Genomic DNA, 16,863 nt, shown 5'->3' on the forward strand with positions numbered 1-16,863 from the left:
GAAAACTGGATGAAAAAAACCGGCTGACGCGCAGGCGACAACCGGGTTTTCCACGCCTGACGATCAGGCCGCAGCGAACAGCTCGTTGGCAATCTGCGCCTGGGCGGCGTCGATAGCCTTGCTGCGGTGCTCAGGGCCGTAGGCCAGGCCGTGGGCACGGACAATTTCCAGCTCGGTGATACCGATGAAACCGAGGAACACCTTGAGGAAATCTTCATGGCCGGCGCCAGACGGCTGGCCAGCATGCAGACCTCCAGCCGTCGATACCAACACCACTTTCTTGTTACCGCACAGGCCTTCAGGGCCGGCTTCGGTGTAGCGGAAGGTCTTGCCGGCCACTGCAACGCGGTCGATCCAGGCCTTGAGTTGGGTCGGCACGGTGAAGTTGTACATCGGCGCGCCAATCACCACGGCGTCGGCGGCGAGGAATTCTTCCAGGGTTTCGGCGCTCAGCTTGGCTTCGAAGGCCTGGGCTGCATCGCGTACGTCTTCCGGGGTGCCGGCCGCTACCAGGGTGGCTGCCGAGAAGTGGGCGATGCCGTCAGCGGCCAGGTCGCGGTAGACCACTTCGATGCCAGGCTCAGCGGCTTGCCAGGCTTCGACCACTTCGCGGCTCAGTTGGCGGGAGGCGGAATTGTCGCCCAGGATGCTCGAATCGATGTGCAACAGTTTCATGGGACTCTCCTGTGAATGAAGACCGCAGCGGTGGGCGATCACGATGGGGAGAATCCTACCGAAGCGTCGAATAGCTGATAAGCCAGCAAAAATGCGTTAGTTTGTCCCACAGATAGAACAGTGAGACCGCGCCATGCAAGACCTCAACGTTTTCCTAGACGAACCACTTAACCCCCCGATTTTGATCAAAACCCTACCCTCTTCAACATTGAGCTCCAGTGCTTTGAGCGCGTAACTGACATCAATCTCGCAGCCTACTCAGGGGGTAGATAACGCAATAACCGAGATAATCGACCTAACTCACTGCTCCTGAACCTCTCTCAAAATCGCCCTACCCCAATCCCCTCCCTGCCACTTATCCATCAATACTCTCCACCGCATTCAGACCAGCCAACCTACCGGCACGAGGCTTCTGACCCCGGGCTTTGTAAACCAAAGATCTGCGGCGCCGTATTTCGAGCTTTAGAGGATAAGCCTGCCGGAGCTGCATCTGAACCATTGATCGCTGGGCCCGACCCCGTGCGTTGATGCTCACCATGCGAACCAGCTTCGCTTGCTGATTGTGGTCATAGCTGAGGGAATGGAGGCTGGGTCTCCGGAGCGGCTAGCCCTTCGCCTGCATCCTGCCCTTCTCATTTTCCACGCCGTGCTTACCTTTCGGGATGGCGACCATACGCCCATCCCTCCCCTGAAGGCCATGTCCACCTGGAGGTATGCCGACCATGCGTCCATCTCTCCCTTGAAGGCCGTGACCACCCTTGGGAATCGCAACCATCCTTCCATCTCGACCCTCAAGGCCATGACCGCCCGGCCTGATCCCAACCATGCGTCCATCGCGCCCTTGGAGACCATGGCCACCTTTGGGGATAGCCACCATTCTCCCGTCGCGACCTTCCAGTCCATGGCATCCATCTGGGATCGTGACTTCTACTCCATCTCTTCCCTTGAGGTTCATCGTTCTTTCCTTCGTCAGGCTTCTCGTCTGGCTCGATAATGCCATGACGGCTGAGCGCGGTACAAAGGGGCCAGGAGCGCGCCCTGAGTACAGACTTAGCTCCCGGTGGGCCCTGACAGCCATTGGTGCAGCATTCGCCTCCAAGGCGTGAGTCTGATCTTCTCCGGAGATCTTTTACAGGCGAGCAGCCCACCAGCTTGGTCAATGCTTACCCCGGGTGCGAAGGAAGTCCTTCACGGCCTTGTTCGTCCGCTCCGCTTGTTCTTGCGCAGAGATCAGCCCCGCTTGCCAGTCCTCGTAATACTCTTCAAGCAATGCATCCAGGGCTTTCACAGAGGCCTCAACGAACACCCCTTCTACTACCTTCTCCATCCGGGCCAATTCGTTGAACGCAAGATGAATGTAGCGATCCAGGCTCTCCGTAAGCTTGTGCCCTGACCATTGCTGAAGCACCCTTTTGATTACTTCAGAATTGGCAAGAGCCCGGCGCATCACATCAGTATTTTGAAGATCGTACTGAATAATGAGTTCTTTAAATTTGTCCGTAATGAAACGATGACGAAACATATGGGGGTGAGAACGCACCTCAAGACCGGCAAGCTTTTTAAGGTCGCCAATTTCATTCGTCAGTGTATTTATGGAGAGCGGCTGACAACTTTTTATACAAATAAAAAGAAAGCCATGATCATCAAATTTTTTCTTATGCCTAGCACACCAATCGTCAACCATAGGTATCCGAAAGTCTGTTATGTAGTCGACCCAGGACTTAAGAACTACGTGCGGTACAGGCACAAATCGATACTCATTATGCCCTTTAGCGGACGGCACACGCAGTAATGGATGACTCAAACCTGATCGGTATGCCTCCATAATATCCGGCACAGTGATGCGAGCGGCCTCTATACGCCTGCACCCAGTATTTATCAGCACCGAAATAATTATCTTGGATCTCGCGCCTTTCTTTAATGGCTGCTTCCTGGCAGCGACCCTCAACGCTTTTATTGAACTGTCAGTAACAGGCTCTCTGCGCCCGTCTTCTGAGGAAACAGGAAAAGAGTGATGATACCAAGCGATTCGACGACAGGTCGATTTGTGCTTACTTCGCATGGCGGCATCTACTTTAACTCCACGAATGACTCCGCCAAGTGCCACAAAATCCGGCAAGTCAAAAAATTCACCGCAGTAAGATAAGAAATCTAAGCAGCGCGAGCCAATAGATCGTACCATACTGGGTTGACGAGCTAATTCACCGTGCTCATCGACATCTGCGCTTAATCCCTTTATAAACATCGTAAAATAAGTATCAGTCAGCCGCAGGAAACTAAGTCGGTTTTTCTCTACAAACCTAATCAAATGGCTGAGCAGCATGCAATCTTGCCTGAGTGAGCCACCTTTATTGGTCAGGGACTTTTTCTCATTGACCCACATATGTAGAATGTACGAGTTCACCTCAAAGCAATATTGTCCGTTAGTCCAATAAAAACATGGAATGCCCTCAGCATCCTCCCCTATATCGGCGTCATAAGTCAATCCGGCGTTCAGCTTGGCTCCGGGAGGAAGTGGGCGATGCAACTGTGAGTCAGTCATTTATTTCCTCCTTTTCTGCAGCATCTGATTGATTCTGCTTATTTCAAGTTCGTAATAGGCTTTCCTATCAATCAAGTCCAGATCAACCAAGTGATTGCAGAGACTTTTCATTTCGCTGATCACAAGACTCAATTGCTGCAAATCTCGATCTTGAGACGCTATAATTTTTTGAAGGCTAGCCTTCTTCTCCTGCAAATCCCTGCGAGAGTTAGCGACACGTGGCCTAGGACGTCGACTGAGGGCTTTTTCGGCCTTAATCCTTAAGGCTTCAACCCCTGTAAAGCCCTCCCCTAGAGTGCAAGCCAGTGCCTTGAAAGTATTAAGGCTACATCCGACAATACCTCGCTCCTCGTTGCAATATGCAGCCAGTTTCACTTGAGTTTTGACAGCTTCCCGCAGAGGGTCATCTTGTGAAAATTCGGAAGGTATATTTGCTGCTTGGGTCAGCAGTTCAATTAGCTGAACAACTGAGGCTTTGGTGGCCCTACGCTTGCCATCCATCAATGATTTACCCTCACCATCAGATGGATATCGGCCTGCACACCATTGCTGGTCATCAGGCATGCACGTGTAGGAACAAGGTCAATCAGTTTCGAAGCTACAAGATGCTTAAGGTTTGAGTAAATTTCGGAATCAGATAACTTGGCCAACTCCTCGGCACTGGGTGCATCCTCACATGCAGCAGCTTTCTCCAAAATCATGCGCAATTCAGGGATGGTCTTAATACTCAGATCGTGAAGCTCATGCATCTTACACAATGCATACTTGACAGTGTTAAGGTGTTCAATACTCGAATCCTTAGCTAGCACGGCTTTCGCAAGGGCTTCCGTCTTCACACTTTGAAGCATAGCACCTGGCGTAATCTCCACTATATATGTGTAAAGATGCTGAATATCACTGTGCCCCAAAAATGCACGGAGAGCATCGAGGTCTTTGAAGCCAGCAGCCGCAAAGAAAGCCATAGCAAAGAAGCGCCTCAACTGATGCTGCCTGACATAGAAGCGTGCTACTTGCCCGCTTTCCAATACGACCGTGGGTGTTTGAGTGAAATCACAAATAGTACTCAAACATGCATTGTAAGTTGTGGGGCACATCTGCCTAAAGCTTAAGTTATCAGGCCGAATAAAAATAAGTAGCGGAGTATTTTTTGGAATCAAATCCAGCCGAACACAATCCTGATGTACTTCCTTAAGCGTCCACAACAACTTCGCTACCAACCTAGGGATGGGTACAGTCAGAAACTCCTTTGTATGACGATCACCTGTTTTTCCGGCCATGAAGCCGATTTCGTACTGTACGCATTTGTTTTCGGGAAGGTTAGGATTTTTGTTTGGCTTTAAACAATTGCCCTCCACCATTCCCAGCAACTCCCTTTGCCTTCTTGCAGTTAGCGCGCCGAGTATTATTAAATACGCCCCCATCAGCGTTACAAATGAGTCATGCAGACTTTTATCAGACCTGAAATATTCATAGTACTCCTCATCTCGCTCTGAGAACGGCGTGAGCCAACACTCGTACTTATTAGCATTCGACATCATTCCGCGCCGAATTTTGTCATTACAAGCTGATCGGTGATTCGCCTTGACATATCTGCCATGCACCTTATTATCAATGGCGCGAGCAATAACATTCCAGAATATTGCCCTCGCATTGTTTCTAATATACACGTGCGAGTCGCGAATCAACTTATATACAACCTCTCCTGGCAAGGAGCGAAAATTCCCCTCAACCTTTTTGGGAATCCTTTTATATACCGAGCGGTAAGTTAATTTGGTTAGCACCTTTAGATTAAAATTCAATCCGGGTACCAACTGTTGCGCCAAGCCCATTAGTCGCACAGCGTTAAAATGCCTACTCAGCATTTTTCTGGAAACCGGAACTGTGCTCTCGTTACGAACAGGGACAGGCGGAAACTCGGTCTTCCACGTAAAACCTTCATTTAATTCAGGAAAGGTCTTCGGCACCAGGCTTTTACCAGCTAGCGTATTTCTGTACAATATTTGTGTAAAGGTGGCTGAATTGTACTGCTTTATTCCAAGTACATTTTTGTACAAGGCATTTTCATAAATATAAGCACGCGCGCGCAATAACTCGTCATCATCTAAATCTAGTTCACGCTCCCACTCCGGTGAAACCTCATCTAGGAAGGGAAAACTTTCAGCGATCAACTCAATATCACTAGGCATGATACCGGAAGACACTTTCCTGAGAAGTACTGCAAGCCTGGCTGGATAACTGTAAAGGTAGGTGGATGCGGGATATTTCGTATGATTTATCAGGTAGTCCGTAAAGTCTACCTTCCTCATCAAGTTAAGCCCCAGCTTCGATAGCTGAAATCGCTCACCATTCATCAGTATATGATCGACAAATTTAAGGCCGCATTTAAATATTTCGGCCTCTGTTTCACCTTGCCGCCTTTGGTTATTGTTGTACCTGGGATGCAACTGCACAGCCAAGAAGGCCTTGAACCCTCTCAGCAACTGAGCATTGGCAACGTCCGTAAGAAAACTACCATCTTCTAAGCTTACGTTAAAATCCACAGACATTCTTACATAATTGCCTTCACTTCCGAATCGGCATTCCCACACATTGGATTCGAATGACGTACCTTCAACCAGCCAACTGGGGAAGTCCATTTCCAGATCGCCAAATCCTCCTTGATCTCTTAACTGCTTAAGGTACAGCCTTCGTTCGTAATAGCGCATTGAGCCAAGATCGGCTTGATCTTCTTCAAGAACATCTTCATTTTTATAATCCTTGGTTTCTTTAGAACCCTTCATGCTTCCTCCAAATATTCCAAACCAATCCATTGGTAAATATTTGCCACAAGAGGAATTGATAGTTCGATGCTGGACAAGATGGTGGCAACCTCATCAGAAATCATTTCCAGTTCACCTGTTTTGTAAAGCTCCACAGCATGCCGTGTGAACGCCGCATGTAGCTGCCATGATTCAAGCACCTGCGGCACCTCACGCCCTGCGTTCTGCAGTTGAACTATTACGTGATCAATGCAGATCATAAAAGTCGATATACCGTAATCTACCGGCAGGACGCCTTCAGCCTGTGTTTGGGAGGGATTTCGCTGATCTGCAGGAAGCCAGTTCTCCAAGGTAAGTTGAGGGGGCAATGGTTTCAATTTATGAAGGCGAATAAACTCGTTCATCTCATCGAGTGAATTCACGTCCATTACTTCCATCAAGTATCGAGTTCCTTGGAATGCCTCAAGAATCATCCCATTCTGGAAGAGCCGGATCCATCTCCCGAGATAGAACTTACGTATCGCTTTTGGCAGATACTTGTCAATGAGCTTGACGTTATAATCTGCATGCCCCAAAGCCTCTGACATGGCTTGCACGCTGTTTGTTTGAAAATAAACGATTACGGCTGCGGTGACCCTTACTCTTTTCAAGGAAATCCGTTTAAGCATCACTGACCCTTGATCACCAAATTGATCCAAAATACGCATGGCCAGCAATGATTGCCCATTTCCTTGAACAGCCATTCCTCTGATTTTTGGAATCCTTTTAGGCCGTGTTATACCTGTTGCAGTGCTTAGAAAAGTGTAGTGGTAAGCCGGATCGTTCTCGCGCTTCAAATACTCCCGTGCTTCAGCAGTCAGCTCATATATTTCAGGAAACAACTCTCGTGCCTTCGGTGTTGACCTGACCACCTGACGCGCTAGTTTCGCCCCTCTCCTGGGCTTAGAACTCACAGCACTGTTGAGTTCATCATCAAAGCCAAATCTCTGTCCGAATTTATCTGTGATACGATGGTTATTCAACCAAGAGCCCGTAATGCTAGGGCACTCAAGAATTAGAAGATAAATAAAGGGTAGCAACGTTGTGCTATCCAGCAGGCCTAGCGCATTTCTCACATAAGTTTTACTTGCACCAAAGTAATTTTCGAATTCCCGATCATCGTCAGTAAAATAGGGTCGCTGCGCCCATTTCCTGCAAAGAATAATGTACGACTGCTCTTCCTTACTGTAAGTATCACAAAAACCAGGCGAGTCTACGTCAACCTTGCTCGCTTCGATCCGGCGCCTGTGGTTGGCAAGCGTGGCTTCTCTAGCTTTCTCACAAGCAGCTCTCAGCTTCGCGGCGTCATTATTTATTTGATGATATAACTTTTGCGCAGCGTCCTCATTCTCAATATGCAAAGGAATAGCAGTAATCGCACTGACAATTCCTTTGTCTTCTCCTTGAGATTGAAACGGATTATTCCCTGCCAGCTCCACACGTCCATGAAACGTGAAGTCAAATAACTTTTTCGGCAAGAAGCCATGCGTAATAAAAACCTCTTCAACAACTAGCATCATTGCACGCCAATCACTCAAGAAAACCTTGGACTTAAATCCTTGATCTAGCCAGCGATCATATTCGATGTCAAAAGTCGTGGAAAAAAATTCGTGCATTTCTAAAGGATTTTCAAGGAGGCGCAATTCTTCGACATTCCAGAAGTGCTCAGTTACAATCCTCATTAATATCGAGATACTTCTATTTTTTGAGACCCCAGTAGTTCTCGGGAATTTTTGTATGTAGTCTCTACATCTCCGATATATCTTCTCACACAAGCCCTCACCATATTGATGGTGCACTGCCACCAGATTTATAAATATAGGCTTGTCATCGTGATATTTTACCCACCAACCCTTATAGTATTTAAGTTTGATGTAATTTTTTGGCACCCTGGAATATGCAAGCCGACATTCCTTCTCTTTTTTCGCACCACAAGTATCACGAAATCTATCAACATTGATGCCCAACAGGTGTGCAACATGTCTGACCTTAGTCAATAGCAACCAAGCATGTGTATAAACAACATCGGTCTCCACCAATAGAAAGCCCCAAAATTTAGACATTATTAGCTCGTCATCTAAGTTTTCTCGCTTCAAATTAGTAACGACCATAAACATGTCAAACAACCTTAACCCTTGATCCAAGGTGGTTCTGACTTTAGGGTCAGGAAAGAAGTTGCGAGCCTGCGCCAACTCGCTTGCTGAAAAATTAACACTTGGAAAGTATGAATAGGCGGCTGTGTTTATCATGACTAGCAACATTAATTCTTTATATTACACCTAACATTTATTATCCGGGATGGCAACTATTTTTTATCGTGCATATATATTGACCAGCATCATAAAGGCCAGCGATTTAAATTTGAGAAATATTGATTATCCGTTCACGCCTAGGCATCTGCTGAGCATGTTTTTATGGCGCTGATTAAGCACCTGCTACGGTGGGCTCAACCACAGGTGATGGGTTTTGCCCAATTTGGGCAAAACCCAACGAGAGGGCTATCTGCTGGAGTCAGAGCAAATTCAAAAATAAACTAACCTATTGATATATATAGATATTATTGCTTCACGATTCTCTAGGTTGGCTCTGTCAGCACACTCGGTCGAGCTGCAGTGCCCTGCCTGCCCCCGTCGCCAAAGGGGTTGGGCAAGAAAGACGCTCAACTTAACGAAAATCAAATATTGACAACTTTGCGCACCAGCACTTAGATAAGTAATCGCCCCTTACAGAATCCTCCCTAACGGCAGTTCACAAGCTTTTTGGAGTCAAGATGGCTACAAAACCTTCCAACCGTGACAAATCCCAGGCTCGCACTCTTGTAGTACGGGCCTTAACTGCTGACGAGTTAAATCAGATCGCAATTGCAGCGCGCGACTCTGGCAATAAAATGGAGATGGCACTGCACGAACTGCTTTCATTAGGATTTCGAGCGTTCGATGTTGCTGGAGCAAAACATGGAGTTGGTAACTCCGTAATTCTGCGTGCATCCAAATCTTCTCATCGTCAAGACGTTCACTTCCCTACAGAATCTGTAGTTTTGCGGAGCGTGGAATTTTCGAACGCTATTCCGGGCGAATTACTTTTCCCAAGTCGCACCGGGCCTGGGCCTTTGCACAGGGTGAAAATTGCTCGAATATTCCACCAGTGGGTACTTCGTGCTGGCCTCGGGGGGCAGGGTGTTACGTTGCATGCGTACAGACGGTCAGTGATGACTCAGAAACTGATGGAGGCCGCATCCTCACTACCTGGATAAATGCAGAGATCTACAGCCTCTAAGTAGGACAGGCCCAGACAAACCGTATCAAGCAGATGCGTCTATTACTCTTAAAGGGCTGGTCGTGGGCGTCGGTTGCTGAGCCGCCACATGCTTGTGGCTCAGTGACTGCCATCGTCGATTGGTTGACGACGATCAGTCGACCATTGCTGTTCCGACTGAACGACACTGAGCTGCTTTGGGTACGGTTCAGCAACAATCGCTCAAGCATCTAGCCCTCTGCCGTGTCGACGTTAACCCATCATGGTCTCGAACTCCTCGTCAGTGAGGATCGAGGGAGTGTTGTGTGGCATCTAAGTGAGTCCCCGGAGGCAAGGCTGTCTGAGCCTCGGGTATTGGAGCGAGTCCCACGTGGTCGGCGACTCCCGGCGCAAAGGCAACCCAAACTCGATGGAGGCTTTCAAGGGCACTCAGGCTACGAAACCATGCTCCAGGCGCCAGATGAAATCGATGATGGTGCGAGTTTCCAGTTTTGTCGTGATCATGCTAGCCGGTGTTTTACCACCCAGCGCGTCAATGGGACGTGACATCCAATTCAGGGCTGAATCAAGATCTCCGCCGAACAGGCGCGTTGCTGCATCGAGCACTTCCAAATAACGAATCTGTTGGTCAGGGGGCAACGTGCTCATGGGCAACTCCTTCTGGGTTCGCTGTATCGCAGCGCCGGCTCAGCATTTTCTAACCTATGGCAAGCCTAGGCAACCGGCGTCGTTTCGTGTGTCGCCAAAGGGCCCGCCTGCCGAGTGACCTTGCAGGTTTAGCCATCTTGATCCAGCCTGCTTGATCAGGCAATGAAACGTGCAGAGCACGATGCTCCGCAGAGACATGCTTCCAGTGAAGGGGGGCCTATGGACTCGGTGGATCGCGAAGCCCAACGCTTGCTTGGCCTGATCGTGAAGGCGGCGCAGCTTAATGCCCGCCAACACGCCGAGCGGCACCATCTTCTGCGCCAGGTCAGCGCCCTGCTATGGTGGCTGGAGCCTGAATGCCCTCCCCGCACGATCGCCAGCTTGCTTGCCTGCCTTAGCTTGCCCCTTGAGCAGTGGCTGGACAGCAGCTTTACGCAAGGGTACCGGGGCGCCCTGCAGTTTGCAGACGAACCCACCATGCTTTGTCACGCCATAGCCATGGAGAACAATCCCCGCCAAGGCTGGGAGCTCGTCCAGCAGACCGTCAAGAATGTTCGCGACCTTTGCAGAACACGCCCTCACGGCGACGATGAATATCGAATGTTCCGCATGTTCCTGATCGATCACGGCGTCGTTGACGCTGATCGGAGCCTGGACTTTCTGATCCCGCTGCAGGTGAGCTTCAACTCGCTGTACGAACCGATACCAGAGCATTTCATCCGAGCCGGCCAGGTCTACCTGTGTCCAAGCTGTGGCTGGCCGATGGAAATTAGCCGCCGTGCGGTGTCTTGCGGGGCTTACTGGTGCGAGCAAACGGTAGGGATTGCACAGTGGGTGGGCGAGAAGCTGGTGAGCGTTAAAACCTCAAAAGTGCTCCAGGGGTGCTCAGCAAAAAACAAGTACAGGCTGACCCCGGCATTGTGGACGTTCACGCTGATTCCGGGGTTGCTAGAGCTGCGCCTGCGTGACCGCATCACCCGACTCGGGCTAACCGCTGAGCTGTGGCCAGACGTAGACCAGGCCGATCTGCGCTTCACGATTGACGAACGCACCTACTCGCTGGATGCCAAGGTGTGGCATTCGACCAAGAATCTTGGCCAGCATCTGTCCGGCAGCGCGCCGACAAAGGCCGTGATCGTGATTCCTGATTACCAGGCGCAGTATGTGCCCTCGCTGAAAGAGCAGTTCGATCCCAGGCAGATCATGTCTGAGTCTCAGTGTCTGCGCTGGGTGAAAAAACTATGCCGACACTGACAGAAAATGCCGCAACCGTGGCGCTCGCCTTGGCCGTGAAGCATATAAGCAAAGAGCCGATACTTGCCGACGCCGAGGTCTTCTTGGTGGGCCGCCCTCACCTTTGGAGCGGCTGGGCCAGCGCGTCTGGGGTAGCCCGTGACCAGATCATCACCCTCATCAAGTACCGCCCCATAGACCTCAATCAAACCGGACGATTTCTCGAAGAGGTTGGACGGGTGATGTTTGCCCCAGGTGCGCCGTTTCGAGTGGCCGGCATTGAAAGCCATGACGACCAGGTGATCCTGCCGCGCCTCAAGGAAACCGACGTCTACTGTTTCAAAGAGGGTTTTGACCTTGAGGGGCTCATCGAGGAAAAGCTTCGTACCCTCCAGACTGAATCCGCCGGCGCGACGTGCACGAAGTGGCCGACTGAGGGCCCTATCGTTCTGCGCGAAACACAACCCGATGGTTATCGCACCTTCGTCATCTCTGAAGAGCAGCGTCCTCGCTTGAAGCTGGAGAATGCAGCCTTACCCTTGGTCGACGCTCCTGCTGTAGCAACCTTCCGCTGGGAAAAAGCTTCGTTGCGCAAGCTGGCTGTCGCGCTGGATCAAGCTGGGAGTGATCCGCTGAGTCCCCTGCACAAGAGCCATCAGGCGTCGCTGGATTTGATCGTGCGCAGCGACGAGGACGTCAAGGCGGACGCGGGGAACTTCTACCGTGTAAACGCACCCACGGGCACAGGCAAAACCGTGGTCATGGGATTGATGGGTATCGACAGCGCCTTGCAGGGGCACCGGGTTGTCATCGCAGTTCCCAATCTGACTGACGTGCGCAACATGGTTGAAACCTTGAAACGGTCGGTGAGTGTCGTGGCACCTCACCTCAAAGTCGCACCTTTGCATTCACAGCGCCGCATAGCCAGTGCAGCCGACTTTTACCTCGCACGGGGCCGAGAGGATCACCCGTACGACTATCGCTGCCTGCTGGACGCCTGCGCGACCGACGGAAGCGTGAGTCGTAGCGATGAGGAACCCTGCTTCAATCTGCAATTGCCTGGTGAGCGCCGAGGACGAGAGACCTTCAAACGCATTCGCAGCTGTCCGTTTCTGAACCAGTGCGGCAAACGCACCATGCTCGAACAGGCATTGGCAGCCGACATCGTGGTTGTGAATCACCATGCACTGATTTCTGGAACAACTCGCATAGCGGTTGAAGGCAGTGGTTCCGAGTCGCGAAGTCTGCTTGAGCTGTTGCTTCGATCAGCCTCGTTGTTCATGGTCGACGAAATTGACGGCCTTTTGCTGAGCGCTATCGACACCAGCGTGTTCGAGTTGCCGCTCAGCAACCACATTGAGCACAGCAGCCTTGCTGAGCTGCATATGGAGATCTTTGGGCGAGACAGCATTCCAGATGTCGATGCCACCACCCACTACCGCGCTCAGAGGGGCTGCAATGCGGTGATCCTGCATACGACGCGGCTATTGCAGTTGGCGTTGAAGCACATCAAGTGGCCTGACCGAGAAACTGTATGGGAACGTGCCGAAGACCAGATGATCAGCGACTACCTGGGCGTCGACCGTTCACTACTTGATGGCGTCTGTGGCTATGTGGAGCAAAGCATCCCGCAACACCTAAAACCCCTGCAGGAGCTCTTGCAAACCTTTTCTCACAACGAGGCGCAGCCAAGCCCGATCGAGGTGGTCGTCAACATCGGTAAGCAGCTGGCGGACTTGGCCAGGCAGAAGAAGCTGGGGCAGAAGCTGAACGAAGCGAAGCTCGAAAAGCTCAAGTCGGCGCTGGTCATCAGAACGAGCCTACATTTTATTGAGGACAGTTTGCGCACCCTGTATTCAGACGTTCCCGTCCTGGCGCGCGCCAAGGTGGCCGCAGCGCTGAGAGTGCAGCAGGATCTTTCAGGGTCAGCACCTTTCAGCCCTACGCCCCTGGGCCCGCTGCAGCGCGTGGTTTATGGCTTCAAGCGCAAGTTGTCCGGTCGTGATACATGGTCGCTCCAGGTGGTGGCCTTGTCCGGCGATCCCCATCGGACACTTCAGTATCTGCCCAACCTCACGTCGAAGATCCATGCCGGCGTGAATCGAACCTTCATCGGTTTCAGTGCCACCGCGTTCTTTCCTGGTGCCAGTTGTTTCGACCTGAGCGCCAAGACCCTTATTGACGTGCCAGATGCTAAGGGAAATATCCGCTTTGAAAACGTCCCCGTCTCCGTCCACGTATCCGGGGCGGGGCTCGAATCGCGGCTGCTGAATGTCAGGGATCTGGCCAGTGAACTGTGGGGCTGGCTCACCAGCCGCCTGGAGGCTTTAGAAGCCGATGACAACACCCGCGCCCGAGCTCGTTTGTTGCTGGTCACCGGGAGTGATGCCGAGGCAGAACAACTCGCCTCCACGCTGCATGAAATCTCTGCAGGCCTGTACAAGGTCGCCTGGATACGGGGCGGTAAGAAAGCGGATCGACAGGAGCGGTTACCGCTGGCCAACAGGCTGACATACGACGATCTCGTCGAGTTTGCTAGTGGCCCCAATGCTGATGTCCAGTTGCTGGTCAGCTCTATCTACCCAATGGCGCGGGGTCACAACATCGTGACCAAGGAGGCGAAGTCGGCACTAGGTGGCGTGGTCGTCTGTGTGAGGCCTTTGCCCTCCTCTGACCAGGCGGCAAACAATCTTGCGCACCTTTGCTATCGCGTCGGCGAAAGTGTTCTGCCCTCTGCCAGCCCCGGACTTGCCCTGCTGGAGGAACGCGCCATGGCGAACCGCATACTCAATGGAATACGGCTCGCTCCTCCCTACTTCTACAGCCAGCCAAAGGCGATTCGGTTCTACACCATCATGAACGTGCTGGTGACCCTGACTCAGCTTGTGGGCCGCGCCAGGCGCGGTGGAACGCCGGTCACCTGCTACCTCGCTGACGCTGCGTTTTTTGACAGCCGCTACACTTGGGCAACGCTTCTGAGCCGCACGATTGAAAAGCTCAAGGAGGATGGCCATTGGGGCGAGTTTGCAACCCATCATGCGGGCCTGGTGGAAGCCATGATGCTGTACATCGAAGCTTCCGGCCCCCAGAAAGCGCCAGGCACTCAAGAACTTGAGGGGCTAGACGATGAATATTTCCCTGAGGACTAACCTGTTCCGGTTCGACCCGGCTGAGCTGCCACCCGCCCAGCTATACCATGCGTCCCGGGATTTCATGAATGGATGGCAGCTACTGACCAATCATTTCGGGAAACCTTACCTACCTACTGAATGGCTGGAGGAGTTCCTTTGCTACCTGTCAGGTGGGCCAGTCTGGGTAAACGCGCAGTTGCTCAAGACCAAAGCAGTGCCAGCCATCGCCTCACTCAAGCTCATCGACCAAGACAAGCTCAACCGGGCAATCAACATATGGGCCCAGTACATACTGCGCAAGACAGAGCCCGGGCAAAAGGACTTCATCGATCTGCTGGTACCCGACCGTGCGGTTTCGATCCACGCCTCCGAGGTCATGCACGACCCTCGGCAAGCGACGGTGGCTTACAAGGTCGTCCCCTGGATGCTCGCGCAGCAGCTATCGAGCAAACCCATGGACTCTTCTGTCCCGCTCAACCTGTCTGTTTGTAGTGACGGCTCATTGCTCGCGTGGGACAGCCCGCTGCTGTACAACCGTGGTGAACGCCGGGCAGTGGCCATGCACTCCATTTCTCCCGGCTTGTTGTTGCTGCATAAAGTGCCCAGCAAATATGCCTCTGTCACGGTTCACCTGAGCCATATCCTGCCCGAGTGGCGCCATACCACGCATTCGGCCTGGGTCAAAACCGATCGGGGGATTTCAAAGTTCCAGATCCGGACGTTGCGAACGGATGAGGGGCAGTTTCAAACCGTCTATTCCAGCCCTGCCGCTGAGTTCATCCAGCACATGGGGGAAGGCGTTCTGCCCGCACTGGGTGGCAATGAGATCTCGCTCGCAGGGGCGATCCGCCCTATCCACACTCGCGCCCCAGTAGGATCACCTATCGGTAGTGGCGTTGGCACGGTCATTCTCGACCAGGCAAGCTTTCACATGCAGAAGATGCTGACCTCAGCCAAGCCCATGCTGACACGGTACGTGGGCCGGCTCATCGCTCAGCGAGTCGAGCCTCCGGCTGAGGCTGCCCGCCCGATTCGAATCGCGGTGGTCACCGCGCATACGGACATCATGATGCGCATCAACACGGCCTACGAGAACCTGCCCTCTCTGTCGCCCGTGTTCAAAGTGAAGCCAAAACCCCAGGTCATCCTGCAGCAAGTCCAGTGCAAAGATGCTCAGCGAATTCTGACGACCAGAGCTGAGTCGATTGAGATTCAGCGCTGGTTTACCCAAGAATTGCTGCCACGCCTGGTTGCCATGGCACCAGACGCTGCGATCATCGAGACGGCACCCGAGGTAGCCACGAAGGACGATAACGATCCGAAGCATATTCTGCGGGCGCTCTGTGCCAAACATGGCATCGCGACGCAGTTCATCTTCCACATCCAATCCGAAGGTGAAGGTGCTTCTTCGCCCAAGGGCATGGCTCCAGGGCTGAAAAGTCGCCTACGTAAATCGAAGTCTCCAACGCCAAAGGAGCCCGAGGATTACCCTGCGGTCAACAGTCTCATCGATGCCGTTCGAGGAACCGGGTATCTGCCGCTGCCGCTGGGTCGCACTTCAGGCATACCTGCCGGAACGACCGTTGTATCCATATTTGTCGACTACATCTCGCGGCTTGGCATGTACCTCCCCGTCATCACGCGAACCCAGGTCAATACCCGTGAGCTGCAGGTCTATGTTCATGGATCGGAAGGTCAACCAGGCGAATGGAAAAGTTACCGTGAAGGGCTCTGCGCCATCCATGCAGCGCCTACGTTGCTCGATGAAGCGGCTGCCAAATTGACAGTCGCGCGTGCATTGCTGGCACCCACTGCGGTGGCGGACAGCCCGTTGATTATCTTCATCAACGCCGGCGCAAAGCGCTTGTACCCAGGAATGAACGATGGCGAAGGTCACGGCTTGCCGCCCACTCCCCAACACGCCTGGTTGATACGCACTCGCGCCGATAATCAAACAGCTCAGATGACCGGTGTGCACTCTCTCTCGCCCTTGGCACCGATGTTCATAGGCAATCGGATCGGCGTACACCAGGCCGAGCATCAGGAGTTGGTGTACTACTTCACGTCCTACTCCAGAACCTTCAACAAAGTGCGCTCCCATCGCCACCATACGCGCTACGACGTCACGCAGTCGGAGCTCAAAGACGCGTGGCAGCAGCTCGGCGTGACGGAGTTCGTAATGATCCAGGAAGGGAATTTCGGAACCAGAGACCAGCTGGCACTGCAGGCTGGGTATTGGTGCAAGAACGCACCTCTCTGGGATGGATTCCTACGGCTCCCCTCCCCGCTGCATGCGGCCCGGCAGATCGCAGCAGATCACCCTGTGTCTGAGAAGCTGAGGAAGGGGCAGTTCTGAATGCGCGCAGTTGGTACATGCCATTGCCACGCGACCATAAACAACTTTACCAGTGGAATAATTGAGACAAGACTAATCCCAAATGATTATCTCCTTACTGATCGCCGCGTCATACAAAATGGCCTGTTTATCTCTCAATAAATTAACTCTGTGATTACTTCCCCACTGACCGCCTACTAAAAAGCATTATTTACTATCAATCACGTGCTATACTGCCCGCTTTGG

9 protein-coding genes are annotated in these 16,863 nt (G+C 52.2%); 3 read left to right on the plus strand and 6 right to left on the minus strand.

Annotated elements, in window-relative coordinates; genetic code table 11:
- Positions 1 to 63: 63 nt before the first annotated feature.
- From ACIPIJ_RS11780 to ACIPIJ_RS11805, 6 genes are all read right to left on the minus strand, one after another.
- A complete protein-coding gene (locus ACIPIJ_RS11780) occupies positions 64 to 675 on the minus strand; it encodes an FMN-dependent NADH-azoreductase (protein ID WP_401076554.1) in 612 nt (203 codons plus the stop codon).
- Between the two features lie 1,156 nt (positions 676 to 1,831).
- Entirely contained in the window at positions 1,832 to 3,217 is a 1,386-nt protein-coding gene (locus tag ACIPIJ_RS11785; protein WP_191087651.1) for a tyrosine-type recombinase/integrase, read from the minus strand.
- On the minus strand, positions 3,218 to 3,718 hold the full coding sequence (locus tag ACIPIJ_RS11790) for a hypothetical protein (RefSeq protein ID WP_191087650.1): 501 nt from the start codon (positions 3,716 to 3,718) through the stop codon (positions 3,218 to 3,220).
- Positions 3,718 to 5,997, minus strand: coding sequence for a hypothetical protein (locus ACIPIJ_RS11795; RefSeq protein ID WP_401076557.1), 2,280 nt, complete (start codon positions 5,995 to 5,997; stop codon positions 3,718 to 3,720). Before ACIPIJ_RS11795 ends, ACIPIJ_RS11790 begins: the two co-directional genes overlap by 1 nt.
- On the minus strand, positions 5,994 to 8,264 hold the full coding sequence (locus ACIPIJ_RS11800; RefSeq protein ID WP_401076559.1) for a hypothetical protein: 2,271 nt from the start codon (positions 8,262 to 8,264) through the stop codon (positions 5,994 to 5,996). The genes ACIPIJ_RS11795 and ACIPIJ_RS11800 overlap by 4 nt, the downstream gene beginning before the upstream one ends.
- Before the next feature lie 1,435 nt (positions 8,265 to 9,699).
- Positions 9,700 to 9,945, minus strand: coding sequence for an antitoxin Xre/MbcA/ParS toxin-binding domain-containing protein (locus ACIPIJ_RS11805; protein ID WP_401077562.1), 246 nt, complete (start codon positions 9,943 to 9,945; stop codon positions 9,700 to 9,702).
- Positions 9,946 to 10,137: 192 nt separating this feature from the next.
- On the opposite strand from ACIPIJ_RS11805, the gene ACIPIJ_RS11810 reads away from it, so the two are divergent.
- Genes ACIPIJ_RS11810 through ACIPIJ_RS11820 form a run of 3 tightly spaced genes read left to right on the plus strand, consistent with a single transcriptional unit; the run spans position 10,138 to position 16,638 of the window.
- Entirely contained in the window at positions 10,138 to 11,172 is a 1,035-nt protein-coding gene (locus tag ACIPIJ_RS11810) for a hypothetical protein (RefSeq protein WP_191087646.1), read from the plus strand.
- Positions 11,160 to 14,300 carry a hypothetical protein gene (locus ACIPIJ_RS11815; protein WP_401076562.1) on the plus strand — a complete coding sequence of 1,047 codons (3,141 nt, stop codon included), beginning with the start codon at positions 11,160 to 11,162 and terminating at the stop codon, positions 14,298 to 14,300. The genes ACIPIJ_RS11810 and ACIPIJ_RS11815 overlap by 13 nt, the downstream gene beginning before the upstream one ends.
- Positions 14,278 to 16,638 (plus strand): RNaseH domain-containing protein, encoded by a 2,361-nt coding sequence (locus tag ACIPIJ_RS11820; RefSeq protein WP_197884330.1) that lies wholly within the window; start codon positions 14,278 to 14,280, stop codon positions 16,636 to 16,638. The genes ACIPIJ_RS11815 and ACIPIJ_RS11820 overlap by 23 nt, the downstream gene beginning before the upstream one ends.
- The last annotated feature ends 225 nt before the right edge of the window (positions 16,639 to 16,863 follow it).

Source organism: Pseudomonas sp. NPDC087185 (genome assembly GCF_044744955.1).
In the GTDB taxonomy this organism is placed as follows: domain Bacteria; phylum Pseudomonadota; class Gammaproteobacteria; order Pseudomonadales; family Pseudomonadaceae; genus Aquipseudomonas.